The sequence below is a fragment of the Bacteroides fluxus YIT 12057 genome, assembly GCF_000195635.1.
GTDB lineage: Bacteria > Bacteroidota > Bacteroidia > Bacteroidales > Bacteroidaceae > Bacteroides > Bacteroides fluxus.
Genome location: NZ_GL882644.1, coordinates 1 through 25,698, shown reverse-complemented (window position 1 = coordinate 25,698; position 25,698 = coordinate 1). Strand labels below are relative to the sequence as shown.

Here is a 25,698-nt window from a genome sequence, read left to right as displayed (position 1 = left end):
TTAAAGGATTATGAGGAAAACAGTTATTCTTTTAGTGGTGCTGCTGGGCTGCATTCCGGTGACGGCTTTTGCGCAGAAGCAATTCTTTTTCAAGGATGGAAGGTTTGTGGTAGCTCAGTTCACTGACTTGCATTGGACGCCCCAATCTGCGAAATGTGCCGAAACAGCGGCAACTATTCGTGCGGTGCTGAAAGCGGAGCAACCCGACATTGCCGTACTGAGCGGTGATGTGGTGACCGAAGACCCTGCCATGGAAGGTTGGAAAGCGGTAGTTGCCATCTTCAACGAAGCCAAAGTCCCTTTTGTCGTCACTATGGGAAACCATGATGCAGAATACATGACGAAAGACGATATTTATGATTTTCTTCTGAAATCCCCTTACTATGTAGGGGCCAAAGGACCGGAGGAAATTATGGGCTGCGGCAACTGCGTGATACCTGTTTACGATTCCCCAAATAAAGGGAAGGTAGAAGCGTTGCTTTATTGCATGGATTCCAATGACTATCAGCCGAACAAGCTTTATGGGGCTTACGATTGGATTCACTTCGACCAGATAGAATGGTATCGTAAGCAGAGTGCCCGTTTCACTGCCGAGAACGGTGGAGTCCCGGTGCCAGCGTTGGCTTTCTTCCATATTCCGTTGCTTGAATACAACGAACTGGCAGATGATGGCAAGACCTTCGGCAATGCTTTGGAAGGTGTTGCTTCTTCAAGAATCAATTCCGGTATGTTCTCCTCGTTCATCGAGATGAAGGATGTGATGGGAGTCTTCGTCGGGCATGACCATGACAATGATTATATAGGAATAGATAAAGGAATTGCGCTTGGCTTCGGCCGGGTGACCGGTACGGATGCCTACGGTTCATTGACAAGAGGAGCCCGCATTATCGAACTGTTTGAAGGCAAATCCAAGTTTGATACCTGGATCGCGACACCTGCAGGACGTGAAGCGGAGTACTACTATCCTTCGGGGCTGAACTCAGAGGAGGCGCAGACGATGGATTACCTGCCTGCAATGAAAGCGGTTCCCGGCAAACATGGCGTGGCCTATACTTATTATGAAGGGAAATGCAAGCGTGTGGAAGACATTGCTTCTTGCCAAGTGGTGAAGAAAGGAACAATGGAAAACATTTCCATTGAAGAAGCCACCGTTACAGATCATTTTGCATATGACTTCCGTACTTTGATACAGATTCCCGAGAAAGGTGTATATCGTTTCTATACTTTCTCGGACGACGGCTCGGTGCTTTATATCGACGGTAAATTGGTGGTTGATAATGACGGCGGACACAGCGCCCGCCGCAGTGAAGGGAAGATTGCTCTTGAGAAGGGGCTTCATGAGTTGCGTGTGTTGTATTTTGAAGATTACATGGGGCAGGAACTGGAAGTGGGATATTCGGGACGGAATATCCTTGAAACTCCTTTGCCGGACAGTATGTTGTACTTGCCGGAATAAAGGCGATAACTCCCTTTATCTCCTGATAACTCCTTTAAAAGAACCGGTTTGTCTGTGGACTACAGCCGGTTCTTCATTTTATGCTCTTTCCGGTATTCGTTGGGAGAGACTTGCTTCAAGGCTTTGAACTGGCGGGACAGGTTCTTCAAATTAGTTATTCCCACTTGCTCTGCCACATCTGCAATCGGGTCGTCACTGGCCAGCAGTAGTTGGGCGAAACGTTCCATTCTGAGATTAAAGATGTATTTGTGGATGGACTGTTTGGTGACCTCTTTAAAGCGTATTTCCAACAAACGTCGTGACAAAGGTACTTCTTTGACAATATCCGATACCGTGATGTCGTTGGATAAATTCTGATGGATATATTTCAGGACTTTATGAATACGCGTGTCTGTCGTAGAATAAAAATCCGTAGAGAGCCGGTTTATTATATTCACAGGTTGGAGTACCACATCCTGATAAGTGGCTTCTTCATTATTCAGTAGATGTTCTATGAGGGCGGCTGCCTCGAATCCGCCTCTTACGATGTTATGGTTGATGCTGGACAAAGGAGGGTCGGACAGGTTACAGATAATTTCATCGTTATCTACTCCCAGTATGGCAATTTTGTCGGGCACTCTGATATTGTTGACCTTACAAATCTCCGTAATGCGGTTGCCTTGATTGTCGTCGCAAGCCATAAGTGCTGTAGGCTGCGGCAACGATTTTAGCCAATTAAGCAGGGGAGGGGCTTCATAAAACCATAAATCATCAAGGGACTGTTCCTGGTAAGAAGAGAAATTATTACCGAAGCCATGCGCAGCTATGCATTCGTAGAAGCCCTCGCAGCGTTCCTGCGACCAGACGGTGTCGCGATAACCATAGAATGCAAAGTTCTGGAATCCTTTACTCAGAAAAAACTCTGCCGCCATCTTGCCGGTATTGCGGTAATCGCCCGTGATGTTGGGGATATTGCTGAACCTCGACTTGTAGTCTTGGGCAATTGCAATGATTCCATTCTGACGGAATAGTTCTACATTGTCATCATTGTCGAACTGACCGATAATCGCGTCTGCCTGCCAAGTTTTTGCCCATTTCAGAACTCCTTCTATGCCGTAAGTTTTTTTATAAGAGGGTGGCATTCGGCATACTACCCATGGCTCATGACTTTTTGAGTACGCCAACACTCCTTTCAGCAGGTTGTACGAAAAAGATTCTGTAAAGTCGGTCAGTAATATTAATCGAATCATGTGCAGTTGGTAAAATGAAGAATTGTATGATAGGCAAATATACTTTCTTTTTTGGAAAAACACGAAAATGGAGGGATTTTCTTCTGTCTGCAAATTATTAATTTCGTGTCAGCCGGAAGTTAATTTCTTGCTGACACAAAATTAATTATTTGTATTACAGTAAGTTAATTCTTTGAAAAACATGGAGTTCATCTTATGTCTTTCTTCTTTTCTTTGGCGAGTATAGAGATGATATATCCTCCTTTACTGTTTACCTTGTTCCAGTTTGTGTCATGGACAATTTTCCAGAAAGTTCCCCCTAACCTGCCATAATCGGACAAGCGCAGGATCTTTTGCACTTCGTCTGCATCTGTGATGTGCAGTTGCTTTAGCTCCAGCATCAGGCATTCCAAGTTATGCGTCTTTTTGTTGTAGGCATATCCCGGAATGTCGAAAGACGAAAAAAACTCCTTCCCTCCGCCTTCCCCTTTCGGGGGAATTGAAGGGGGAAGTGCTTTACTTTCGTTTGCTTTACTCTGCTCTACTTTGCTTTGTCCGGAATTGCATGCATTTTCGGGTAAATTGTCAGCAGGCTGTATGCAATTTCCTTCATTTTGCGTGCAATTGCTGTTTTCATTGTGAGCGTCTTCGCCTTTGTCCTCCTTCTTTTCTTCCGTTTTCACCAACATGTAGGGTAGTGCAGCCGGGTCTCTCTTTCTTCTTTTGGTGGCTTCCAACCATACTTTTTGTATTTCAAGGGAGGTCAGTATCTGTTTATCTTGATAAGTTGCGAGATCAAAGAATCCTTTCTCAGTTAGAATCCTAACTATCCCCTGCATTTCTTCTTCGCTGATGTCCTTTCCGGCCTTGTTGGCAAAGAGCGTACATTGTTCTTCGTCCCATTTCAGGTAGTAGCCGTTCTCTTTATATATTTTGCACAAGAGTTTCATCACCGCCGTTGTACCTTTCAAGCCGAATTTGGCTTCTACCAATTCTATTGCTATTTCCTCAAAGATATTCACTTTGAGGGGGAAATATAGCATTCCCCCGTATGTCATCGCCATTTCTTCAGTGATTGTTTTTTTATTTTCCACTTTCCATTTTCCATTTTTCACTTTCAGCAGATGGGTCTCCATTCCAAAAAGTTTGCCAGTTGGAAGCTTCTCCAGGCCTGCTGTTCCACATCCCAAAATACGAGGGTGCTTGTTACTCTTGCAATCTCATATTTCCTGCGGAACCCGGCCTCGTATGGTATTAGGGTTGCCTTTACCAGTTTGAAAGTCCCGTCTTGTTTGTAATAAGCAACGAGTGCATAGCCGTACTGCATGTGGTCAATGAGACTTTCGATACGCTGCGCCATCCAGGAGGCACATGATTCGGTGTACCCTTTTTTAAGTATGATTTGTACTTTCCATAGTTCTCTCAGAGCTTCGTGAAGTGAAACGGGTTTTGTTAACTTTTTCATTTTGTAGTTGTTTAAATTGATAAATAGATTCTGTTTAGTAGGTGTTTCAGTCATGCTAAAAAAAGAAAGATGCCGGTTCTCGGAGGAAGCGGCATCTTTCCAGGTGTGTGGCTTGATCTTTGCTAAAGCGTGACAAAGTTATGCACAATTGTCATTAGGGTGTTCATCTTTAATTGTTGTACGGATATTTCTTGTTTTTATACTCTCCCTTTACTTCCTTTATTTTCTTTTTTAAGTAGTTGCAAGTCTCGCCAAACTTCCCCGAATTCTTGCTTTATTGTGTTGTAGGATAGAGGCTTTCCTGTAACAGATAGGAACAGGAATCTTTCCGCAGCCCAGTCTGACAAGGTTTTGATACTGGCAGTACCTTCTGTCACCCAATATCCATTTTCCCACCACCTGATGATGTCTGCCATCACTTCATGTCTGTGGCGGAAATCTATGCCTTTCATTTTACCGCTTTCAGGTCTTCCGGCTTTAGACTTACGGTTTGTTTTACTGGATGTTACTTCTTGTTCACATCCGTTTTTTTTGAGTTTGATTCCTTGCCTTCCGGCATGTTTTTGTTAGCCATAATTTGCATAATTTAAGCGTAAATTTAAAATATGATAAATTGTAAATTTGCAAAAATAGATGATCCTTAGTTTGTTGCAAAAGAAGTGCCGGATAAGTTATAGATATTATTGCTTTGAAAATAAAGAAAATTTAGTGCAATGTGTTGATATATAGGCGAAAATGCGAATGGTGAAAAGCGTTTTTTAAACGTTCGTTTAATAGACGCAAAGATAAAGGGGATTTTTGAAACCACCAAAATGTTTAATAAAAATATTTCGAAAAGTCTTTTTGTTTTGCACTTAAATATTTGTGTGTAAGCGAATAAAGACCAATAAAGAATATTTTAAATATATTTTCCTTTTGATGCTTTTTAATATTTATGGGAATGAAATATTTTGACGTTTTTAAAACGAACGTCTATTGAACGCTTTTTGCCTTTAATTCATTCGTTTATAGCTTTTTACCTGTACGGTAATGAACGACTACAGAGAATCAGTTGGCAAGAGGGGCATAAAGCTTGCCGTATTCTACATAAAATGCTCGCAAATGATTGAAAACCAAGTGTATGCAAGGCGTTCAAAGCCCCGAAGGAACACCCTTTTCTGAAAATATTATAGCATGGAAACGGAGAGAGAGACCGAAATATGGTATGCTATGCGTGCCACTTACCGTAGAGAGCCTGATGCCATGCGGCTGCTCGAAAAGGAGCATCTGGGCTGTTTCGTCCCCATGCAATACAAGATCAGTATCAAGAAAGGCAAGAAAGTCCGTGCTCTGGTTCCTGTTATCCACAACCTGCTTTTTGTACATGCTCGTCCTTCCGATTTAAAGCGTGTCAAATCCCAGGTTGCCTATTTGCAATACATCACCGACACCCGTAGCGGTGAGAAGATTATCATCCCCGACAACGAGATGCAGCGCTTCATTGCCGTTGCCGGTACTTATAACGATCATCTCCTGTACTTTCAGCCTGAAGAACTTAACTTGTCGAAGGGCACCAAAGTGCGTGTTACAGGTGGTGATTTCGAAGGGCAGGAGGGTGTTTTCCTGAAAGTGAAAGGTGCCCGTGACCGTCGTGTAATCGTTGCGATACAGGGTGTCATTGCCGTTGCCATGGCTACCATCCATCCGGATCTTATAGAAGTTATCCAATAGCTAACATATACAATTTGTCATGCAGAGCGTAGCGAAGCATCCGCTCTCTTTTTAAATCTGAAATCATAAATTATAAATCATAAATGAACACCTCTCTTTCCGAAGAAGCAATCACTCTTCAGCGTGCGGCGCACGATTTGATGTATTTGGGTATGGACGGTAGTCCTGTCTATAGTGATGACCTGTCCCGTCGTAACGGTGAAGTTTACTGTCTGACTACTGCTTTGTACAATTCCGGTGCCAAAGGGGATACAGTTGAAGAACAGGCAAATGTTTGCCTCGCTCTTCTGATGGGTTACAGTGCATCATTCATTGACCACGGTGAGAGGCAGGATCATGTCCAGAATGTTTTGGATCGTTGTTGGGATATTCTTGATATCCTTCCTGCCTCGTTGCTGAAACTCCGTCTGCTTACCGCTTGCTATGGTGAAGTGTTCGACGAGCCTTTAGCAGACGAAGCCCGTACCATTATCGCTTCTTGGGATTTTGTCTCACTCACTTCCCAACAGCAGGAGGCTGTCGAAGAGTTTCAGAATGTGGTTGATAATCCCTATCCGTGGGAATATGTTGACGAATAAAAAATTTCATTATAATGCTTAATAACAAATCCGTATTGATTACCGGAGGAACAGGTTCCTTTGGCAAGAAGTTTGTGGAAACCATCCTTCGTGATTATCCGCAGGTAAAGAAAATCATTATCTACTCCCGCGATGAGCTGAAGCAGTTCGAATTGAAGCAGAAGTATCCGGAGAGGACATATCCGCAGATGCGTTACTTTATCGGTGACGTCCGCGACCTCGAACGTCTGACCCGTGCCTGCGAGGGGGTGGACGTGATTATCCATGCCGCCGCCATCAAGCAGGTGGATACCGCTGAGTACAACCCGGAGGAATGCATCAAAACGAATGTGCACGGTGCGCAGAATGTGATAAAGGCAGCGTTGGTTACAGGGGTCAAGCATGTGGTTGCCCTTTCCACCGACAAGGCCTGCGCACCCATCAACCTTTACGGTGCCACCAAACTGACCTCTGACAAGCTGTTCACTGCGGCCAATAATATCAGTGGTTCAAAAGATATCAAGTTCTCTGTGGTACGTTATGGCAATGTGATGGGTTCCCGCGGTTCCGTGATACCATTCTTCATCAATAAGCGTGACAACGGTGCAAAGGAACTTCCCATTACCGATATGCGCATGACCCGTTTCAATATTTCTCTTGAAGCCGGTGTTGCTCTCGTTATGTACGCCATCGGCCATCATCTGGGCGGAGAGATTTTTATCCCGAAGATTCCTTCCTATCACATTAAGGATGTGGCTACTGCCATTGCTCCCAATCTGCCGCAGGTGGAAATTGGTATTCGTCCGGGAGAGAAATTGCATGAAGAGATGATTACCGTAACCGATGCTCTCGACACTATTGACTTGGGTAGATATTATGTGATTCTTCCTTCCGTATCTGATAAACATAATAAGGAAGAATATATCCAACACCATCATGCAGTGCCTGTTCCGGAAGGTTTTCATTATAGTTCAGACAACAATACGGAATGGGAAACCGTCGAGTCCATGCGTGAGAACATACGTAAATACGTAGATCCGAATTTTGAAGTAAAATGAAGGTTGTAGCTATCATACAGGCACGTTGCGGTTCAACTCGTTTTCCTAATAAAGTGTTTGCTGATTTGTGTGGCAAACCCTTTATTTGGCATGTGGTCAATCGTTTGAAACATGCCTGTTCGCTAAATCATATCGTTCTGGCAACAACAGAGAGTCCGTTGGATGATAAACTGTACAATTGGGCTAAAGAAAATGGAGTGGATGTTTTTCGCGGGAGCGAAAGTAACGTGCTGAACCGTTACTATGAGGCTGCCAATTATTCAAAGGCGGATGTGATTGTTAGAATAACTGCGGATGATCCTTTTAAAGAACCTCTTCTTATTGATGAGGCTGTAAATAAACTGCAAGAAAAAAAATATGATTTCGTTTGCAACAATTGTCCCCCTTCTTATCCTGAAGGACTGGATATAGAAGTGTTTACCAAAGAAACTTTGGATAGGGAGGAAAGATTTTCTACGAGTGACTTTGAAAGGGAGCACGTGACCCAATACATTTATCGTAATCCAGAACAATTTAAGATGTTTAATCTCTCCAACAACAAGAATTTGTCTTATTTGCGTTGGACAGTTGACACGGAGAAAGACTTTCAGATGGTAACCCGTATATATTTATCCTTGTATAAGAATGATTCAGAGATATTTCACATGGATGATATTCTTCAGCTACTTAAAGAACATCCCGAAATAGAAAATATAAACTCTGATGTAGCTCGAAGTGAAATGTATAAATCAGTATAATTATGGAAAGAATCAGTCAATTGGAACGTGATTATGTGAATCAGGTTCTGGATAACGCTTTTGCAACTTCTTTGAATTCTGTATTCAACAACAGATTGGAAGCTGCTTTTGCAAAGAAGTTTAATCAGGTTTATGCTATCGGGCATTGTAACGGTACAGCCACCTTGCATACGGCTGTGGCAGCTTTGGGTATCAAGCCCGGCGATGAAGTGATTGTACCCGCTTTGACCATGAGCAGTACTTCATTTGGAGTGTTGCATAACGGATCAATACCTGTGTTTGCTGACAGTGATTTGGATACGTTTGAGATTTCTGGCGAAAGTATAGAGAAAGTAATCACCCCCAAGACCAAGGCTATCATGACAGTTTCTCTTTTCGGTCTGGCTCCGGATTATGACAAGATCCTGGATATTTGTAAGCGCCATAATTTATATCTTATTGAAGATAATGCGGAATGTTATCTTGGAAAGTATAAGGGTAAATATGTCGGTGAATTTGGTGATTTTTCCAGCTTTAGTTTTCAGGCAAGCAAACATTTGACTGCTGGTGAAGGGGGGATGCTCCTCTGTAACAAGGAAGAATGGGCAGATAACGCTCGTCGCTTTAATTGTTTGGGTTATGCCGGTGTAAGCGCCAAGCAAGGGAAGATTACCAGAAATGATATTCAAGATCCTCAGTATAGCCGTCATATCTCATTAGGATTCAATTACCGTATGTCAGAGTTGCAGGCCGCCTGTGCCTTGGGGCAGCTAGAACGTGTCGATGAATTGATAAACAATCGTATAGAAGTAGCAAAGATATTTGATGAAGCCATTAAAAACCAGAAGCTATTGAAAAGGCAGGCAGAGCCGGAAGGCTATGTTAATTCATACTGGTCATACAGTATGGTGCTGGATACAGATTGCCCCGAAAAGGACTGGTACGCTTTTCGTGACCTGTTCCAGTCGAACGGAGGTGACGGGTATTATGCAGCTTGGAAACTCTCGTATAACGAACCTTTGTTTCAGAACCAAATACAGCATATGCCCGGAGTATGGCAGAAGTATGATGCCAACCTTTGTCCGAATGCGGAATATTTACAGAAGCGTATGGTGCAGTTGAAGACTAACTATTGGAATTTGGATGAAGCCAGGAAACAGGCGGAAGTCCTTCATAAAACGATCGAACAATTTACAAGATAATACATTATGGGATTCTTTAATAGAGAAATAAGGATTGGCGATAAGATGATAGGTGATACCTATCCCACTTATTTCATCGCAGAAATAGGAGCTAATTTTGACGGCAACATTGAAAAAGCCAAACGACTGATTGATGCCGCGAAGGAGGCGGGAGCAGACTGTGCGAAGTTCCAAACATTTTCTACTTCACGCATTGTGTCGGAGGGAGGATTCTCCCACATGCAATTGAAAGGCGTACATGGTTCTTGGGGGCGTACCGTAAGCGATGTGTTTAAAGATGCTGAATTTCCTATTGCGTGGCATAAGGAAATTGCGGATTATTGTAAAGCTGTGAGTATTGATTTTTCCACTTCTCCCTATTTCAAGGAAGCTGTAGATTTATGTGCTGACTTGGATGTTCCTTTTATTAAAATTGGTTCGGGTGATCTCACTTGGCTTGAAATGCTGGACTATATTGCCCGTAAGGGAAAACCGGTGATGCTGGCTACGGGTGACGCTACCATGGCCGAAATAGATGAAGCTGTCCGTACCATAGAGGCAGCGGGAAATAGGGATTTGGTGCTGATGCAATGCATAACCAATTATCCGTCTAAAATAGAAAGTGCCAATGTTAATGTCTTGAAGACTTATCAGTCCGCTTTTGATGTCTTGACGGGCTATTCCGATCATGCGCCCGGGCATGTGGTCGCTTTGGCATCCGTAGTTGTCGGCGGACGTGTCATTGAGAAGCACTTTACATTGAATAGGAATGACAAGGGACCCGATCATCCGCATTCGATGGAACCTCAGAATTTTAAATTTATGGTTGATTCCATTCGTGAAGTAGAACGCGCTATGGGCAGTACCCGTAAAGAGGTGGTTGCTGAAGAAGGAGAGACGGTCTATGTACAACGCCGTTGTCTGTATGCTAAACAGGATATTAAAAAGGGGCATATAATGACTGCTGAAGATATAGATGTGCTTCGTCCCGCTTTGGGCATACCTCCTAAATTCAAGCCGGTAATTATCGGTAAAGAATGTAAAGAAGATATAGCGAAAGGGCAGCCGTTGTTTTGGAATAACTTCTGATGATGACCGAGCGTGAAAAATTTATAGCGGTGGTCGATAATGATATCTTGAAATCCTCCGATGTAATCATTTTGTTGGAAGGGGATGGTTTGAATCGTTATCAGAAGGCTGTGGAACTTTATGATCAAGGTATTGCCGCCAAAATAGTATTTAGTGGCAATATTACTGATTATGAATACGGAAGTTTCCCCTTTTCGGATGTACTGCCTTATATATTAAAGGAAGGTGTTCCTGCAGACGCTATTGTACATGAAGACAAGTCATTGAATACAAGGGAACAGGCTGTCGAAGTAGTGAAAATGGCAATGGAAAACGGCTGGAAACGGTTGGTATTGGTCGCCAGTCATGAACATCAATACCGTGCCTATCTGACTTTTTTGCGTGAGACGTTGGATAAGAAGAGTAGTATAATCCTTTACAATGCTCCTGTAAGAAATTTGGGGTGGTTTAAAGAATCAGAATGGGGTGTCCGATTTGGACGCTTGGAGCAGGAATTTATTCGCATTGAGAAATATTCTCAATTAGGACATTTGGCTACATATACTGAAGCAATAGATTATCAAAAATGGAAAGAACTACAATAGAACAGGCTAAATTACTGTTTGGCTCGAATTTTATCGGTTCGGATGAATTGAAGCCTCTTTTTGAAAGAATGGGATTTCTCTTCTCTTCCATTCAAATGCCGGAGATACAATATTCATTAGACGATTTAAAAAAATACTCAAAGGATTATATTCTGATATTGGGTATTTCCGAATTGGAGGGAACAAAACTTTCTATAGCTAATTTTCGCGAATGTTTCGGGATGAATTCAGCTATCTCTGAACCTTGCTTTTATAACCAGGACTGGTATATGAATGAAGAGTTTATTCATGATTCCTTGCAACTTCGTTGGTATCTGTTAAGGAAAAATGTAATAGAAAGTTCTCGTGCAGTTCAGCCTACAGAATTACTGAAAGAACATATAAACTTCCCCACTGCAATCTTATGTGTCTATACCTTTTTTGCTTATTATTATGCAAAAAAAGAGATATTGTGGCATCATGATTTTATTTGGTGTAATGATACCGACCATAATGGAGACAGGATATATGTAGGCAAATATCATGATGTAGACGGGGTGAATAAAAATGGTTTTAGTATTCATCGGCATCTTGCTTTAAGGAAGTGCTATGCAGCAATAAAGCAAATTTGATAGTATGCATCCTTGAATTAGGCGTGAAATGTTAGCGTCCAAAAATGACGTATAGGATAACCGATATAAAAGCCAGAACTTTGCTTTCGTTAAATCAAAAGCCAGGTTTATGTATAGTTACAATGATTTTGAGCGTCTATTTTTGCGCTATAAATTGGAAGGTATCCCTGCGAGTGTTTCTATTGAGAAATTTTGTATGTTCACCAAGTTCCTTATAACCTATTTCCCAAATGGTACAAGGATACCCGGAAGAAGATAATTCTTGTTCAGGTTTTGGGTGCTCTCTCAACGGAATCAGAAATGCCGGAAAGTCCTTCACCAATCCCGGAACAAAAGTCCGAATCGGCTCCTCGGCTTTCTTGTCATACTGAACTTCGAATCCTGGTGGATATCCGCATGAGCAATGGTGTTCATATCAGTCAGAAAAATTTGAGCTACGAAGGTTTGAAAAGCTTAGTGGAGAAACTGGAGGGCTTATGTTGGATATTGCAGGACTAAACTGCGGCTTAAAGTCCGTAATAAGAACCTTTATGTTGGTAAGAGCCAAAAAGGAATCCATAAAAAGAAGCGGTCGGTCGAAGAAGACCATACACGTGACAAGGATGATTTCGATGGCACTCCCCACTCCCTCGATTCCTCCTTGCCGCAGCCAGGTGAGGCTCATGCACGGGAAGAGAACGTGGAAGCCAAATCAAAAGAAGCCCGTCTTTATCGGCAGGGACTTTCTTACCGTACCATGAGTGCCGACAATACGGTTTGTCATGACAGTGATATCCGGCAACTGCCCGCAGGTGCAAAAATCATCAAACGTTTCCGTAAATATGCCTATGAGCAGATAAGCGGGCTTGTCGAACGTGATTACGAGGTCATCCGCTATAAGACATCGGACGGGAAAATCCATGAAGGCTATTTCCCTTTCAGTGGGCATCCTGCAATCATTGACGTTGTTCCGGGAACGCACGCTTCCGGTTCTTTTCCGGCTTATCTTGCTTTCAACAAATATGTTCTGGACACTCCGCTTTATCGTGAAATGTACAGATTATCCGGTGAGTCGATGCATTTGAGCCGTATGAGCCTGACCAACTGGTTGGAGAAAGGCTCTACCTATTTCTGCGGTTTGATTGCTTATCTTATGAATACTTTTTGGACCCAGTTGTTCGCCTACTTGAACGACGGCTCTTACTCAACCGACAATTCCATTGCCGAACGTTTTATTCGTCCATTGGCGGGTGAGCGTAAGAACTCGTTATTCTTTGGAAGTGACAAGATGGCCTGCGTCTCAGCGGTATATCATACCAGCATCTCCACTTGCAGGATGCAGGCTGTGTCTGTGCTTGATTATTTCAAGAGATTTTTCAGTGAAATTGTTAAAGGACGTAGGGATTATGAACATTTATTACCCTTGACAATCGGACTAGAGCAATAACAAATGTTAAAATTAGACGCTAACGGACGATGCAAGGCTGAGTGCCTACGAGTCATTATTCTTTTACTTCTTGGAAGGTTTGGAAGAATGGCTGAGAGTGAGAAGAGACAAAAAAGTTTAATCAAAAACAATGTATATTAGCAAGCTCTCTGTTCGATGCTGAAAAAATTATTTACAAATACTCTCTTTTTCGGTTTGGCTCCTTATGCTTCTAAGATAATATCTGTTTTTTTATTGCCTGTGATGACACAATATCTGACAGCAACAGACTATGGAATAGCAGGTACGATAGATGCTTATACACAGGGATTGACGGCTCTGTCAACATTGGGATTTACGACCGTCTTATCGGTGATTTTTTTTCGGAGCAAATTCCAATATAAAATATTGTGGCGCGAAATCTATGGGTTTTTACAATATTGGATGGTTTTGTTTGCTTTGTTGCAAGGAATTATCCTCTATTTTATTATTCCGGAAGAAGCTGCCGACAATAAGTGGTGGATTATCTTATTAACTAACTTCTCGAACGTCTTTTTCGGTGCCACAGCCATTATAGGTAATTCTTATTATGTTTTGAACATGAAAGCATTGCCGGTAGTTATAAGGACTATGATAGCTGGCATTGTCACTGTTTTTGCTAATTATTTATTGGTCGTTCATTTCCGATTGGGATATTTGGGGTGGTATGTAGGATCGTTTATCGGTACTTTTATTATGAATGCATCTTATTGGTACACAGTGAATATTCAATTGAAATTGACTCCTATCATGAATTTCAAACGGAGGACCATCTTTAAATATCTGAAAGTTTCTTTGCCTACTGTGCCTCATTATTATACAAGTTTTTTAATGAACGCTTCGAGTAAAGTGGTGATGAATGCTTATTCATGTCCGATAAATACTCTTGGACAAGCCAACATTGTGTTGCAAATAGGAGGGCTGCTTGATTCATGGATTGCTGCTATTAATCAAGCCATAAATCCTATGACACTCACGGAGATTCGCGAAAGGAATGAATTGAAAGCCCGTTCCCTGATTTATATTTATTTGGGATTGACTTATGTGTGTACATTCCTTTTTGCAGTGTGGAGTAAGGAGATTTTTTCTTTGTTAATTTCGAATGCAGAATTGGCCGCTACTTATCCGTATATCATTTTGTTTGTGATGGCTTTGAATTATAGACCTATGTATGTGGCAGTAACCAATATTTTTTTCTATTATGAGAATACAACTACCTTGTTGAAGGTGACTTTTATCTCCGGACTGATAGCATTAGGATTATATTGTCTTTTGATTCCGTTTTATTCTATATGGGGTGTTATGGTAGGTTATTACATCGCCGCTATTTATATGGGATATTCGGGATTTTTCACAAGATTTTTTCGAAGTAAATCCAAGGTTGAATACCCTTTTAAGGTGATTTTATTACTACATGTTACTCTTACTATAGTTGCGTATGTAATAGTGGAATGCCCTGTACCGGTAAAACTTTTAGTTTCTTTATTATTTGCAGTTAGTGTATTATGGATAATTAAAAAGCAGAAGAAATAGTCTTGCCCAACACTTATTTTTATGGAAAATATCAAATTTATGCTGTTGAATATCTTGAGAAAGATTTATTGTAAAGTGTCTTCTTTGTGTCATGAATTCTGTCGTAGAAAATATACTTCAAGTGCCCGGAGGGGTGCGGTTTCATGCGGCAAAGGACTGAAAATTAATTATAAATGTGTATTTGGTGGTAAAATCTACTTTGGAGATAACTGTAACTTTAATGGGATGGATGTTGTAGGTAGAGGTACAGTAAAATTTGGAAATAATTTTCATTCGGGTACTGAATGCATGATTATTACTCAAAACCATAATTATGAGGGGGATATGATACCTTATGATGAAAGCTATGTGTATAAAACAGTTGTTATTGGCGATAATGTCTGGCTGGGAAATAGAGTGACCATTGTTGGTGATGTAACGATTGGCGAGGGAGTTATTGTGGCTGCGGGTTCTGTGGTTTGTAAAGATGTTCCGGATTATGCTATTGTGGGGGGCAATCCTGCCAAAGTTATAAAATATCGTGATATAGAACATTATAATCGTTTGAAATCCGAATGTAAATTTCATTGATAGAAATATGAAATACACTCATGTAGATATAATGAAGCTGAATGCTATCAAATTTTCTGCTTGCCGTGATTTGGTGCATTCACCTCGTAGTTTGGCAAGTTGCTACGTGTCTTTTTTTATTCATTTCTTGTATAAGATGGTGTCTTTTAGGTGGAAACTTCCAGATTTCAAAGAGTTACTTTTTGTAGCGCCTACTTTAAACAACAAAAAGGCATTAGGACCTATATGTGATAACTTCTCAAATGATAGTTATACCATGCTTGACGATTTTGGCAAGCAGCTTCCTTATAGTAAAATCTACTTTCACTCTATGCTTCATTTGATTGATTTTCATAAGGAATATCAGAAAGTGCACCAACAAGACAGACCATTGGTAAGGTATTTTTTCTATGATTTTATTTTGGCTTATGGCATTTACATCACCATTGACCAACTGTTGAAAAAAAATAGCCGGCTGAAAGTGATTGTATTTGCAAACGATCATATTTTGGTGAACCGTTGTCTGATAGAATTGGCCGCATCCTATCACATAAAAACTTTATATACGCAGCATGCTTCAGTTAATGGGAATTTTCCCAGCTTGCTTTTTTCTTATTCTTTTCTGGACGGATTAGACTCTTTTGAAAAATATAGGTTGATCGGTCATATAATGGGTAAGGTATTTCTTTCAGGAAACCCACGTTTTGATATTATAAACAACTTGAAAAAAGGAGATGAAAAAGCGATAGGTATTGCTGTTAACGAGTTGGATAATATTGATATTCTGAAGAACTTGTGTGCGTATTTATCAGACAATTTGAATGAGAGAATTATAATTCGCCCTCATCCCTCCATGGAGCAGATGCCGGTTTGGAATGATTTGGCCAAAGCGGGCTATGTTATATCTTATCCTACTAAAGAAAACTCATTCGAGTTTGTGGCAAAATTGCGTCTACTGGTAGCCAATGAATCGGGCATCCATCTGGATGCAAATTTAATGAAAACGCCGTCTGTACTTTATAATTTCTCAACGAATCCTGTAATGGATTGGTATTCGTATATCAAGAATGAATTAATGCCCGTTTGCTCTACCAAAGAAGATTTATTGAAATGCATACAAATTGGTGGAAAAATAAATGCGGAGAAAATACGCTATTACAATGCTGCATTTGATACTTCTTATGAAGGAAAAGTGAGTACGGTTATTTCCGGTTTTATAAAAGGTATGTTGCAAGATAACGAGATGGAATGTATAACCGGCATCTTTATGAATCATGAAGATGGATATTATAGTTATATGTAAGCATATATCATCTACAAAATAGAGGGCTTCAATATTTATAGTTATCAATAACTATTATTCAATATAGAAAATAATCACTAAACAATGGATTCAATAAAAATTTGCGTAATCGGTCTCGGTTATGTAGGGCTTCCTTTAGCCCGTCTTTTCTCTACGAAGTATCAGACTGTTGGTTTTGATATGAATCAAGTGCGTGTAAATGATTTAATGTCAGGTCATGACGCTACTCTGGAAGTTTCTGATGAGTTGCTTCGGGATGCTATTTATAATCATGGGTTTGTGTGTACCACAGATCTGAATGAAATAAAGGAGTGTAATTTCTATGTAGTTGCTGTGCCTACACCTGTAGATTCAAATAACCGCCCTGATTTAAGACCATTGTGGGGTGCAAGTGAGATTGTTGGAAAAGTTATTTCAAAAGGTGATATTGTAGTGTATGAGTCTACGGTTTATCCAGGTGTAACAGAAGAGGAGTGTATACCGGTGGTTGAACGTGTATCGGGTTTGAAATTCAATGTAGATTTCTTTGCAGGATATTCTCCCGAACGTATCAATCCGGGAGATAAAGAGCATACGGTTGAAAAGATAAAGAAGGTGACTTCTGGTTCTAATCTTGAGACTGCTGATATTGTGGATAGCATCTATAATTCTGTTTTGGTAAACGGTACGCATAAAGCTCCTTCCATAAAGGTGGCCGAGGCGTCGAAAATCATTGAAAACTCACAACGTGATGTAAACATTGCTTTCATGAATGAACTGGCGAAGATCTTCAACGCAATGGGTATTGATACGAATGATGTAATCGAAGCAGCTGCGTCAAAATGGAATTTTATCAAGTTGAAACCCGGGCTTGTGGGTGGACACTGTATCAGCGTGGATCCTTATTATTTGATTCAAAAAGCCCAGGTTTATGGTGTACTTCCGCGCGTGATGTTTGCAGCTCGTCGATTAAATGATGGTATGGGTGACTATGTAGGTAGTCAAGTTATAAAACTAATGAACAAGAAAGGTGTATTGGTGAAAGATAGCAGAATTTTGCTTCTTGGCTTCACTTTTAAGGAGAACTGTCCTGACGTGCGTAATACAAAAGTTATTGATATTTATCATACCTTAAAAGAATATACCCCCAATATTACCATATATGACCCTTGGGCAAATGCTGAAAAAGTACAATATGAATATGGCTTAACTCTCACTAATGGTTCTATGGATGAACTGAAAGGTCAATATGATGTCGTAGTGATGGCGGTAGCCCACAAGGAATTTGTATCTTTTGATGTGAGGTCATTTTTGAAGGGTGAGAACGGTGTAGTGTATGATGTGAAGAGTATTTTGAATAGGGATATGGTTGATGGAAGACTGTAAACTTTTAGGAGGGATGGATATATATACTTATTCTATAATTATCCCACATAAAAATAGCCCTAATCTGTTACGTCGTTGTTTGGATTCAATTCCTCATAGGGATGATGTACAAATTATTGTCGTAGATGACAACAGTGACTTGTCTAAAGTTGATTTCTCTTGTTTTCCGGGTATAGGGGAAAACAATACTGAAGTATTTTTTACAAAAGAAGGCAAAGGTGCCGGATATGCCCGTAATGTGGGTTTAAAACATGCGAAAGGTAAATGGTTACTCTTTGCAGATGCAGATGATTATTTTACGGAAGGTTTTATTTTTCATTTGGATAAATATAAAGAATCTGCTTATGATATAGTGTTTTTTGGAACTACAAGTGTTTATACAGAGACTGAAATGGTAGCTATGCGTCATTTATTCGACAAAAAATGTATGAATGCAGCTATATCTGAAAATAATTTTCGTTTGTATAGATACATTCGCACTTCTCCGGTTTCCAAGATAATACGTCGTTCTTTGGTAGAAAATAAACTGATTTTCTTCGATGAAGTCATTGCGGCAAATGATGCCTTGTTTTCAATAAAAACAGGTTACTATGCAAAATCTGTTGCTGCTGACCCTTTTGTAATGTATGTGATAACAGTGCAATCTGGTTCACTTGAATATACTTATTCAAAAAGAGTGTTGCTGTGTCGTATTATGGTTGATATGAATATAAATAGATTTTATAAAGAGCATAATGTGAAAGAACATGTATGTGCATTGAGATACATTATTCAACTTCGTAAAATCTCATTTATATTATATTTAAGATATGTATTAAAATACTTTCTTCTTCATCCGATAAATGGAATATATGATTTCTTGTATCTGTTTAGATGTAAAATAAAATCTGCAAGAACTAATAGCCGAGACGAAATTAGAAAGAATAATACATATATCAAAGTTGAAAAAATATAGTGTGAATAGATTACTGTTCTTATTTTTGTTATTTCATGTTTTATGTGTAAGGTTAGTGTTTTAGTCCCAATATATAATGTTTCAAAATATATTGAGAGATGTGCCCATACTCTCTTTAATCAGACATTTGCAGATATTGAATTTGTTTTTGTAAATGATTGCACGCCAGATGATAGTGTGGAAATTCTTGAGTACGTATTATCTCAATATCCTAATAGGAAAAATGTGAAAATTATTGCCCATGTACAGAATAAAGGGTTAGCAGAAGCACGCAATACTGCTATTAAAAATTCGTCAGGTGAATACATTCTTCATGTGGATAGTGATGATTATTTAGAATTAAATGCGATTCAATTGCTTTACGAGAAGGCCGTCTGTTCTGATGCTGATTTAGTTCTTTCTGATTATCAAATAGTTTATTCTGATTATAATAAGATACTTAGAACGAATTATGTTTCAAATCCTAAAGAGTATGCAAAATTATTGCTTAAACGTAGAACTATTCCCAATATTATTGGAAAATTAATAAAAAGATGTGTAGTTGTTGATAACGGGATTTTTGCAGTAACAGGATTAAATCAAGGTGAGGACTATTTAATAACACCAAAAGTGGCGTATTGCTCTCGTAAAGTAGAATATGTGCCTCTTCCGCTTTATAATTATGTAAAAGATATTCCGACCTCATATACTTCTAATGTGAATTTGGGTGCTGTGAAATGTATAGAGAAAGTGGAGGATAATTTGGTTGATTACTTTTTACGAATTGTTGATTCTGAAGATTTCGCTTCTACTGTGATGCTTTCAAAGCTTTATAATAAAGTATCTCTTCTATATGCATCTGACATATCTTGCTACGAATATATAGCAGGACTCTATAAGGATCTTAAGTATTGGAATGCGGATTTGGAATTGCATCATAAATTCTTGTTGCAGTTTATTGATTGGCATTGTTACCGATCAGTCTATTTTGTTTTGAAATTAGTGAGAAAAATTAGGAAAGAATGATTACTAAGTTATTTTTTTCTTCTTATTGCATTGTCTCATTGTTGTTGTTATGGTATTCGCCTCAGGTTTATTCTCATAGTTATTGTTGGTGGAACATTGCAGCTTTTTGTCTATATGTTATTCCGTATTTGATATATAAGATAAAGAAAAACGGTTTTTTCAATTTTGATACACTATTCTTGTTCTCTTTCTTTTGTGTCAATTATCTGCATGCAGCTTTTATCTATCCAAATGACGCTTTTTTGCCTGCTTTTAGTTTTCAATATAATCCAAAAGTAATTAGTTACGCAATCTCACTAGCTTCTGTTGGAGTATCTTTTTACTTATTAGGAAATGTAGTCTTCCCCTCGAAACAGACTGAATATTATAAAGCAACTACTTTAAAAAATAATTTGGTACAGCTAACAAAAAAAGTGTCTTTTACTTGTTCCATATTAGTGTTTTTGTATGTAATACTTTTTGTAACTGGTGGATTAGTACACCTTTATCCACGTTTAATGGTGCTGGTACTCTCTCTCTTGGTATTGTCTTTTCATTATAGTGCCTCTTATTATAATGCACAAGGAGGCATTAAAAATTTGAAATCTTCTATTTATACTAATAAATTAAACTTTGTATCATTATTATTATTTGTCTGTGCGCAACTTGCGATAGGTAGTAGAAGTGAGGTGATATACCTACTTTTTTCAGTGCTTTACATTATTAACGTTTATTATAGTAGCTTAAAAGTAAAATATCTTTTACCGGCTTCAGTTGTGGGTGTTGCTTTGATGTGTATTCTAATGCTTACAAGAACAACTAAAATTAATTTGAATAATTCGTCGTTTTTTGATGTTGTTGCAAATGGACTTGACATATTGGCTCAAAATGATAAAGTGTTATGGATTTTATTTCTTGATTTAATAGTTTGTGCTCGAACATTATATGAATCCATAGATTATGTGTCAATGAATAGCCTCTTGTTTGGCGTTTCATATATTCCTTATATTTTCGGATTTATTCCTGGAGGTGGAATTTTTGCAACAAGTTTATTATTAGGAAAACAAACGAAAGATGTTAATTCTGGATATATCCTTACCGATTTTGCAAATGCTCCTTATGGTCTTGGCACTAATATGATAGCGGATATGTATATTAATTTTTCCTACGTAGGGGTAGCATTTGGAATGTTTCTGTTTGGGGTGTTGGTTAGTCGAATGGAAAGCTGTGATACTAAATATAGAATGTTTGTTTATTATTCTCTCATTGCAAACAGTATTTATATACCTCGTGCGTCCATTTTTGCTTTTACAGATATGTTTATAATGTTAGTATTCTTGGATCTGTTCATGCGTTTTTTATCGAAGAAAAAAATAGTTTTTAATAGAGGTTGGTATTTGAAAATAATATTTTAATACAATGAAAATATTACATGTTGTAGAAAGCCTTTTTAAATTTGGCGGAGCTAATGTTGCCTGTGTGGATTTTTTAATTAGACAACATGAAAAAGGTAATCAAGTCGCTTTGTTTTCGACGAAGTCTACAAATGAAGATGATAATATAAAAATTCCAGATTATGTTAAACTTTATATAGCTCCACGCAATAAGCTGTGCTTTAGAATGAGTTATGTTGAAAATTTGGACATGCTTATGGCTGAAGCTATTCAATCTTTTAATCCTGATATTGTTCACGTTCATGCTTTATGGGATCCCCTTGTTCATAAAGCTATTAATCTTGCTCATAAAAAGGGTGTGAAAATTATACATTCTCCTCATGGAATGTTGACTCCATGGGCATTGAATAATAAAAAAAATAAAAAGAAATTAGCATGGCATTTATATCAAAAAAGAGATTTGTATAAAGTAAGTGCTTTTCACGTTACATGTGATGATGAAAAGGAGGATATTAAGCGCTTAGGCTTTAAACAGGATATAGTGGTAATCCCATTGGGAATTGATTTGCCACATATTGATTTGTCACATAAAATTTATTCAAAATCAATCCTGTTCATGTCTCGGATTCACCCTAAAAAAGGTTTACTGAATTTAGTATATGCATGGGACAAAATAAGAAAGGAAGGATGGAAAATTATAATTTGTGGTCCTGATGATGATAATCATCTTAGTATTGTAAAGAAAGAAATATCGCATTTAGGACTAAATGATTTTTTTGTTTTTAAAGGTTCTGTTGAAGGTGAAGAAAAGGATAATTTGTTGCGCTCATGCGATTTGTTCGTTTTGCCTACATATAGCGAAAATTTCGGAATTGTGATTCTTGAAGCTTTGTCTTATGGTCTTCCTGTTATAACGACTGTTGGAGCACCGTGGAAAGATGTTGTAGCTTATAATGCAGGATGGTGGATTGAAATAGGTGTTGAGCCTTTGATTGAAGCTTTAAATGAATTTTTCACTCTAAGTGAAAAGGCACATATTGAGATGGGACATAATGCCATTGTTTTGGCTGAAAAAGAATATTCATGGGGTGTAACGATAGACAAATTATTATCATTTTATAATAAATAAAATTATGTGTAAAATATTAGTAACAGGAGGAAGTGGGTTTATTGGTACCAATGTCATTCTTTCGTTGCTTAAAGGTGGGCATGATGTACTTAATTTGGATTTTCATAAGCCTAAACTTAGCAAATTAGAGTCTGTAACAACCTCTTGTGACATAGACGCTTTTTCTGAATTGAATTCTAAAATTATAGAATTTTCCCCAGATTATATCATTCATTTAGCTGCTCGTACAGATCTTGACGGAAAATCTTTGAATGATTATTCAGCAAATATTCTTGGTGTAGAAAATTTGATGAAAATATTGCCCTTACTATCAAATTTGAAAAAGGTAATAATAACTTCTTCTATGTTGGTTTGTCATACTGGATATTGTCCTAAAAATCAATTTGATTATGCTCCTTCAACTTTATACGGTGAAAGTAAAGTGAAAACGGAAGAAATAGTTTGGAATAATAAACCTCAATGTGATTGGGCTATTATACGTCCGACATCCATTTGGGGACCTTGGTTTGGAGTTCCTTATCGGAATTTTTTTGATATGATGATGGCGCATCGATATTTTCATATTGGTAACAAGGGGTGTACTAAAACTTATGGATATGTAGGGAATGCTGTTTACCAAATAGAGCAAATTCTGTTTAATGATACACGAGATGAAAGCCAAAAAGTGTTTTATATAGGAGATGATCCTCCTATCAATATTGAAGATTGGGCTAATGAAATAGCTGGTGAATTAGGTTATGAAGTAAGAAGAATGCCTTGGTGGTTTTTACGTTTAGCCGCATGGGGTGGAGATTTGTTGAAACTTGCAGGTATTGCTTTTCCGATGACTTCGTTCAGGCTGAAGAACATGACAACTGATAATGTGATAGACTTATCTGATACATATAAAATAGCCCCTAATCCTCCTTATTCACGAAAAAAAGGTATAAAAGAAACTTTGAATTGGCTTGTTTTAACAAAGCATTGATATGAACATCTCTCTTATAACTGTCACCTTTAATAGTGCTGCAAGCCTCAGATATACCATTCAGTCCGTTTTGTCTCAATCTTATCCAAACATTGAATATATAATTATTGATGGCGCTTCAAAGGATGATACAGTAAGTATTATCAAAGAATATGAACCAAAGTTTTATGGTCGTATGCGTTGGATAAGTGAACCGGACAAAGGACTTTACGATGCTATGAACAAAGGCATACGTATGGCTACCGGGGATATAGTTGGAATCATAAATTCAGACGATTTCTATCATCGTACGGATGTTATGGCAAAAGTCGTGAATGTTTTTCAAGACGAAGCAGTACAGACAGTTTATGGGGATGTGCGTTTCGTAAATTCGGATAATTTGGATAAAACGGTTCGTTATTATTCTTCTAAAAATTTTTTTCCAAAACTTTTTCGTTATGGCTTTATGCCTGCTCATCCCACCTTTTTCACTTACCGGAGATATTTTGAGGAATTTGGATATTACAAGACGGATTACAAGATAGCCGCCGATTACGAGCTATTGATTCGCTTCTTATATACCCATAAATTGAAGTCGAAATACTTGCCTTTGGATTTCATGAAGATGAGGACTGGAGGCACGAGTACGGCTTCCATTAAAAGCAACATACTTTTGAATAAGGAAATAGTAAGGGCGTGTAGGGAAAATGGCATATGGACTTGCATGCCGTTGCTGTTTTTGAAGTATTTTATAAAGATATTTGAGCTGATATTTACGAGAGAATAGTTTTATGAAAAAGATAGCATTAATTACCGGTATCACCGGCCAGGACGGTTCTTTCCTTGCCGAGTTCTTAATTGAAAAAGGCTATGAGGTCCACGGCATTCTTCGCCGCTCTTCCTCATTCAATACAGGACGTATCGAGCATCTTTATTTGGATGAATGGGTGCGTGACATGAAGAAAGATCGTCTGATCAATCTTCATTATGGAGATATGACGGACAGCAGTTCGCTGATTCGAATCATTCAGTTGGTTCAGCCGGACGAAATCTATAACCTTGCTGCACAGAGTCATGTAAAGGTTAGTTTTGACGTGCCGGAATATACGGCGGAGTCGGATGCTGTAGGTACGCTCCGTATGCTGGAAGCTGTCCGAATTCTTGGTTTGGAGAAGAAGACAAGGATTTATCAGGCTTCTACTTCGGAGTTGTTTGGTAAGGTGCAAGAGGTTCCTCAAAAAGAAACTACACCTTTTTATCCTCGTAGTCCATACGGTGTAGCGAAGCAGTATGGCTTTTGGATAACCAAGAATTACCGTGAAAGCTACGGTATGTTTGCCGTGAATGGTATTTTGTTCAATCATGAAAGTGAACGACGGGGGGAGACATTCGTAACCCGTAAGATTACTTTGGCTGCTGCCCGTATTGCCCAAGGTTTTCAAGATAAATTGTATTTGGGTAATCTGGATTCGCTTCGTGACTGGGGGTATGCCAGGGATTATGTGGAATGTATGTGGTTGATTCTTCAGCATGATGTTCCGGAAGATTTTGTGATAGCTACAGGTGAGATGCATACGGTTCGTGAGTTTGCTACTTTGTCTTTCAAGGAGGTTGGTATTGAACTTCGTTGGGAAGGTGAAGGTGTAAGTGAGAAGGGTATTGATGTGAAGACTGGCAAAGTACTGGTTGAAGTTGATGCTAAGTATTTCCGTCCTTGCGAGGTTGAACAGTTGTTGGGTGATCCGACGAAAGCCAGGACTTTGCTTGGCTGGAATCCCACAAAGACAAGTTTCCCGGAATTAGTGAAGATAATGGTAACTCATGATATGCGGTTTGTGAAGAAACTATATCTAAAAACACAAATTAGTGAGTGATAATTAGGACATCTCCGAATCTTCAAGTATCTTTGTAGAAAGATTAGATCGATGAGCAAAATTAAGCCGTATAAAGAAAGTGTGGAGAAATCACAAACGGTCAGTGAACCTATGGTTGCCTATGGGGCTGTAGAACGTAATGCGGAAGACTATTTGAAGGATATTCCACAGGATACAATGCAGTCTTTAGTTGACTTGGCTATTGAAGACTATGAAATGGGACGTTGTACTCCCCACTCGCAAATGGATTCTTAGATTAAGGAACGCATGGGATGGAAGTAATCTGGTCCCGCCTTGCAAAGGAAACATTAGCTTCTATAGTGGAATACGTGGAAGATAGCTTTAATAGTACAGTTGCTTTGAAGGTTTATGATAAAATCAATAATCATATTGATTCGTTGGCTTTTTCCCACGGATTGGAATGAAGGATTATACTCTCTCTACTGCTAAAATAGAAATTCGTTATATTGTTAATACTCCTAATATAATTCATTACGGAATTATTGAGAATACGATAATTATTATTTCTGTATGTGATACTCGCCGTTCGCCTGTAAGCACTCATTGTATGGCTCTTGCCCCATCTT

Annotated in this window: 27 protein-coding genes; 23 read left to right on the top strand and 4 right to left on the bottom strand. The window is 38.9% G+C overall.

The genetic code is table 11. The annotated features are described in order from the left end of the window. The first annotated feature begins 10 nt into the window (after positions 1–10). Positions 11–1,456, top strand: coding sequence for a PA14 domain-containing protein (locus HMPREF9446_RS10735; protein WP_009125673.1), 1,446 nt, complete (start codon positions 11–13; stop codon positions 1,454–1,456). A 59-nt stretch (positions 1,457–1,515) separates the two neighbouring features. Here the strand turns inward: HMPREF9446_RS10735 and HMPREF9446_RS10730 are convergent, their stop codons facing one another. The 4 genes from HMPREF9446_RS10730 to HMPREF9446_RS10715 all read right to left on the bottom strand — a co-directional run bounded on the left by HMPREF9446_RS10730 (position 1,516) and on the right by HMPREF9446_RS10715 (position 4,581). Then, a complete protein-coding gene (locus HMPREF9446_RS10730; RefSeq protein WP_039969153.1) occupies positions 1,516–2,685 on the bottom strand; it encodes an AraC family transcriptional regulator in 1,170 nt (389 codons plus the stop codon). Positions 2,686–2,873: 188 nt separating this feature from the next. After that, positions 2,874–3,728 (bottom strand): DUF4373 domain-containing protein, encoded by an 855-nt coding sequence (locus HMPREF9446_RS10725; RefSeq protein ID WP_039969149.1) that lies wholly within the window; start codon positions 3,726–3,728, stop codon positions 2,874–2,876. Between the two features lie 53 nt (positions 3,729–3,781). After that, positions 3,782–4,129 (bottom strand): SH3 beta-barrel fold-containing protein, encoded by a 348-nt coding sequence (locus HMPREF9446_RS10720; protein ID WP_039969105.1) that lies wholly within the window; start codon positions 4,127–4,129, stop codon positions 3,782–3,784. A gap of 197 nt (positions 4,130–4,326) precedes the next feature. After that, on the bottom strand, positions 4,327–4,581 hold the full coding sequence (locus tag HMPREF9446_RS10715; protein ID WP_009125669.1) for a hypothetical protein: 255 nt from the start codon (positions 4,579–4,581) through the stop codon (positions 4,327–4,329). A gap of 721 nt (positions 4,582–5,302) precedes the next feature. Between HMPREF9446_RS10715 and HMPREF9446_RS10710 the strand changes: the two genes are divergently transcribed. The 22 genes from HMPREF9446_RS10710 to HMPREF9446_RS18975 all read left to right on the top strand — a co-directional run bounded on the left by HMPREF9446_RS10710 (position 5,303) and on the right by HMPREF9446_RS18975 (position 25,536). Then, positions 5,303–5,839, top strand: coding sequence for a UpxY family transcription antiterminator (locus tag HMPREF9446_RS10710; protein WP_009125668.1), 537 nt, complete (start codon positions 5,303–5,305; stop codon positions 5,837–5,839). Positions 5,840–5,922: 83 nt separating this feature from the next. Continuing rightward, complete coding sequence (locus tag HMPREF9446_RS10705) at positions 5,923–6,417, top strand: UpxZ family transcription anti-terminator antagonist (RefSeq protein WP_009125667.1); 495 nt, start codon at positions 5,923–5,925, stop codon at positions 6,415–6,417. A 14-nt stretch (positions 6,418–6,431) separates the two neighbouring features. Further along, on the top strand, positions 6,432–7,454 hold the full coding sequence (gene pseB / locus HMPREF9446_RS10700) for a UDP-N-acetylglucosamine 4,6-dehydratase (inverting) (protein ID WP_009125666.1): 1,023 nt from the start codon (positions 6,432–6,434) through the stop codon (positions 7,452–7,454). Then, a complete protein-coding gene (locus tag HMPREF9446_RS10695; RefSeq protein ID WP_009125665.1) occupies positions 7,451–8,191 on the top strand; it encodes a cytidylyltransferase domain-containing protein in 741 nt (246 codons plus the stop codon). The genes pseB and HMPREF9446_RS10695 overlap by 4 nt, the downstream gene beginning before the upstream one ends. Before the next feature lie 2 nt (positions 8,192–8,193). Continuing rightward, the gene (locus HMPREF9446_RS10690; RefSeq protein WP_009125664.1) at positions 8,194–9,372 is read left to right on the top strand and encodes a DegT/DnrJ/EryC1/StrS family aminotransferase; all 1,179 of its coding nucleotides are present in this window, start codon (positions 8,194–8,196) and stop codon (positions 9,370–9,372) included. A 6-nt stretch (positions 9,373–9,378) separates the two neighbouring features. Further along, positions 9,379–10,440, top strand: coding sequence for an N-acetylneuraminate synthase family protein (locus tag HMPREF9446_RS10685; protein WP_009125663.1), 1,062 nt, complete (start codon positions 9,379–9,381; stop codon positions 10,438–10,440). After that, positions 10,440–11,024, top strand: coding sequence for a YdcF family protein (locus HMPREF9446_RS10680; protein WP_009125662.1), 585 nt, complete (start codon positions 10,440–10,442; stop codon positions 11,022–11,024). The genes HMPREF9446_RS10685 and HMPREF9446_RS10680 overlap by 1 nt, the downstream gene beginning before the upstream one ends. Beyond that, on the top strand, positions 11,006–11,635 hold the full coding sequence (locus HMPREF9446_RS10675; RefSeq protein WP_009125661.1) for a hypothetical protein: 630 nt from the start codon (positions 11,006–11,008) through the stop codon (positions 11,633–11,635). Before HMPREF9446_RS10680 ends, HMPREF9446_RS10675 begins: the two co-directional genes overlap by 19 nt. Before the next feature lie 679 nt (positions 11,636–12,314). Then, on the top strand, positions 12,315–13,061 hold the full coding sequence (locus HMPREF9446_RS19135) for an IS66 family transposase (RefSeq protein ID WP_245532271.1): 747 nt from the start codon (positions 12,315–12,317) through the stop codon (positions 13,059–13,061). A 156-nt stretch (positions 13,062–13,217) separates the two neighbouring features. After that, positions 13,218–14,612, top strand: a complete 1,395-nt coding sequence (locus HMPREF9446_RS10660; protein WP_009125656.1) for a lipopolysaccharide biosynthesis protein — start codon at positions 13,218–13,220, stop codon at positions 14,610–14,612. Between the two features lie 21 nt (positions 14,613–14,633). Then, positions 14,634–15,182 carry an acyltransferase gene (locus tag HMPREF9446_RS10655; protein WP_009125655.1) on the top strand — a complete coding sequence of 183 codons (549 nt, stop codon included), beginning with the start codon at positions 14,634–14,636 and terminating at the stop codon, positions 15,180–15,182. Between the two features lie 7 nt (positions 15,183–15,189). Continuing rightward, complete coding sequence (locus tag HMPREF9446_RS10650; protein WP_009125654.1) at positions 15,190–16,464, top strand: glycosyltransferase family protein; 1,275 nt, start codon at positions 15,190–15,192, stop codon at positions 16,462–16,464. A gap of 84 nt (positions 16,465–16,548) precedes the next feature. Then, positions 16,549–17,829 (top strand): nucleotide sugar dehydrogenase, encoded by a 1,281-nt coding sequence (locus tag HMPREF9446_RS10645; RefSeq protein ID WP_009125653.1) that lies wholly within the window; start codon positions 16,549–16,551, stop codon positions 17,827–17,829. Further along, positions 17,816–18,784, top strand: coding sequence for a glycosyltransferase family 2 protein (locus HMPREF9446_RS17910; protein ID WP_009125652.1), 969 nt, complete (start codon positions 17,816–17,818; stop codon positions 18,782–18,784). Before HMPREF9446_RS10645 ends, HMPREF9446_RS17910 begins: the two co-directional genes overlap by 14 nt. A 42-nt stretch (positions 18,785–18,826) precedes the next feature. Then, entirely contained in the window at positions 18,827–19,789 is a 963-nt protein-coding gene (locus tag HMPREF9446_RS10635) for a glycosyltransferase family 2 protein (RefSeq protein WP_009125651.1), read from the top strand. Next, a complete protein-coding gene (locus tag HMPREF9446_RS10630; RefSeq protein WP_039969102.1) occupies positions 19,786–21,183 on the top strand; it encodes an O-antigen polymerase in 1,398 nt (465 codons plus the stop codon). Before HMPREF9446_RS10635 ends, HMPREF9446_RS10630 begins: the two co-directional genes overlap by 4 nt. Positions 21,184–21,187: 4 nt before the next feature. Next, positions 21,188–22,291 (top strand): glycosyltransferase, encoded by a 1,104-nt coding sequence (locus HMPREF9446_RS10625; protein ID WP_009125649.1) that lies wholly within the window; start codon positions 21,188–21,190, stop codon positions 22,289–22,291. A 4-nt stretch (positions 22,292–22,295) separates the two neighbouring features. After that, on the top strand, positions 22,296–23,258 hold the full coding sequence (locus tag HMPREF9446_RS10620; protein ID WP_009125648.1) for an NAD-dependent epimerase/dehydratase family protein: 963 nt from the start codon (positions 22,296–22,298) through the stop codon (positions 23,256–23,258). A gap of 1 nt (position 23,259) precedes the next feature. Then, positions 23,260–24,024 carry a glycosyltransferase family 2 protein gene (locus HMPREF9446_RS10615; protein ID WP_009125647.1) on the top strand — a complete coding sequence of 255 codons (765 nt, stop codon included), beginning with the start codon at positions 23,260–23,262 and terminating at the stop codon, positions 24,022–24,024. Between the two features lie 4 nt (positions 24,025–24,028). Beyond that, positions 24,029–25,111: a GDP-mannose 4,6-dehydratase gene (gene gmd, locus HMPREF9446_RS10610; RefSeq protein ID WP_009125646.1), complete on the top strand. Its 1,083-nt coding sequence runs from the start codon at positions 24,029–24,031 to the stop codon at positions 25,109–25,111. A 51-nt stretch (positions 25,112–25,162) separates the two neighbouring features. Continuing rightward, positions 25,163–25,366 carry a hypothetical protein gene (locus tag HMPREF9446_RS10605; RefSeq protein WP_009125645.1) on the top strand — a complete coding sequence of 68 codons (204 nt, stop codon included), beginning with the start codon at positions 25,163–25,165 and terminating at the stop codon, positions 25,364–25,366. Between the two features lie 17 nt (positions 25,367–25,383). Continuing rightward, positions 25,384–25,536 carry a type II toxin-antitoxin system RelE/ParE family toxin gene (locus HMPREF9446_RS18975; RefSeq protein ID WP_009125644.1) on the top strand — a complete coding sequence of 51 codons (153 nt, stop codon included), beginning with the start codon at positions 25,384–25,386 and terminating at the stop codon, positions 25,534–25,536. Positions 25,537–25,698 lie beyond the last annotated feature (162 nt).

Coding starts and splice junctions, on each gene's coding strand:
- HMPREF9446_RS10735 (WP_009125673.1), top strand. CDS start 11: ATGAGGAAAACAGTTATTCTTTTAGTGGTGCTGCTGGGCTGCATTCCG.
- HMPREF9446_RS10730 (WP_039969153.1), bottom strand. CDS start 2,685: ATGATTCGATTAATATTACTGACCGACTTTACAGAATCTTTTTCGTAC.
- HMPREF9446_RS10725 (WP_039969149.1), bottom strand. CDS start 3,728: ATGGCGATGACATACGGGGGAATGCTATATTTCCCCCTCAAAGTGAAT.
- HMPREF9446_RS10720 (WP_039969105.1), bottom strand. CDS start 4,129: ATGAAAAAGTTAACAAAACCCGTTTCACTTCACGAAGCTCTGAGAGAA.
- HMPREF9446_RS10715 (WP_009125669.1), bottom strand. CDS start 4,581: ATGAAAGGCATAGATTTCCGCCACAGACATGAAGTGATGGCAGACATC.
- HMPREF9446_RS10710 (WP_009125668.1), top strand. CDS start 5,303: ATGGAAACGGAGAGAGAGACCGAAATATGGTATGCTATGCGTGCCACT.
- HMPREF9446_RS10705 (WP_009125667.1), top strand. CDS start 5,923: ATGAACACCTCTCTTTCCGAAGAAGCAATCACTCTTCAGCGTGCGGCG.
- pseB (WP_009125666.1), top strand. CDS start 6,432: ATGCTTAATAACAAATCCGTATTGATTACCGGAGGAACAGGTTCCTTT.
- HMPREF9446_RS10695 (WP_009125665.1), top strand. CDS start 7,451: ATGAAGGTTGTAGCTATCATACAGGCACGTTGCGGTTCAACTCGTTTT.
- HMPREF9446_RS10690 (WP_009125664.1), top strand. CDS start 8,194: ATGGAAAGAATCAGTCAATTGGAACGTGATTATGTGAATCAGGTTCTG.
- HMPREF9446_RS10685 (WP_009125663.1), top strand. CDS start 9,379: ATGGGATTCTTTAATAGAGAAATAAGGATTGGCGATAAGATGATAGGT.
- HMPREF9446_RS10680 (WP_009125662.1), top strand. CDS start 10,440: ATGATGACCGAGCGTGAAAAATTTATAGCGGTGGTCGATAATGATATC.
- HMPREF9446_RS10675 (WP_009125661.1), top strand. CDS start 11,006: ATGGAAAGAACTACAATAGAACAGGCTAAATTACTGTTTGGCTCGAAT.
- HMPREF9446_RS10660 (WP_009125656.1), top strand. CDS start 13,218: ATGCTGAAAAAATTATTTACAAATACTCTCTTTTTCGGTTTGGCTCCT.
- HMPREF9446_RS10655 (WP_009125655.1), top strand. CDS start 14,634: ATGGAAAATATCAAATTTATGCTGTTGAATATCTTGAGAAAGATTTAT.
- HMPREF9446_RS10650 (WP_009125654.1), top strand. CDS start 15,190: ATGAAATACACTCATGTAGATATAATGAAGCTGAATGCTATCAAATTT.
- HMPREF9446_RS10645 (WP_009125653.1), top strand. CDS start 16,549: ATGGATTCAATAAAAATTTGCGTAATCGGTCTCGGTTATGTAGGGCTT.
- HMPREF9446_RS17910 (WP_009125652.1), top strand. CDS start 17,816: ATGGAAGACTGTAAACTTTTAGGAGGGATGGATATATATACTTATTCT.
- HMPREF9446_RS10635 (WP_009125651.1), top strand. CDS start 18,827: ATGTGTAAGGTTAGTGTTTTAGTCCCAATATATAATGTTTCAAAATAT.
- HMPREF9446_RS10630 (WP_039969102.1), top strand. CDS start 19,786: ATGATTACTAAGTTATTTTTTTCTTCTTATTGCATTGTCTCATTGTTG.
- HMPREF9446_RS10625 (WP_009125649.1), top strand. CDS start 21,188: ATGAAAATATTACATGTTGTAGAAAGCCTTTTTAAATTTGGCGGAGCT.
- HMPREF9446_RS10620 (WP_009125648.1), top strand. CDS start 22,296: ATGTGTAAAATATTAGTAACAGGAGGAAGTGGGTTTATTGGTACCAAT.
- HMPREF9446_RS10615 (WP_009125647.1), top strand. CDS start 23,260: ATGAACATCTCTCTTATAACTGTCACCTTTAATAGTGCTGCAAGCCTC.
- gmd (WP_009125646.1), top strand. CDS start 24,029: ATGAAAAAGATAGCATTAATTACCGGTATCACCGGCCAGGACGGTTCT.
- HMPREF9446_RS10605 (WP_009125645.1), top strand. CDS start 25,163: ATGAGCAAAATTAAGCCGTATAAAGAAAGTGTGGAGAAATCACAAACG.
- HMPREF9446_RS18975 (WP_009125644.1), top strand. CDS start 25,384: ATGGAAGTAATCTGGTCCCGCCTTGCAAAGGAAACATTAGCTTCTATA.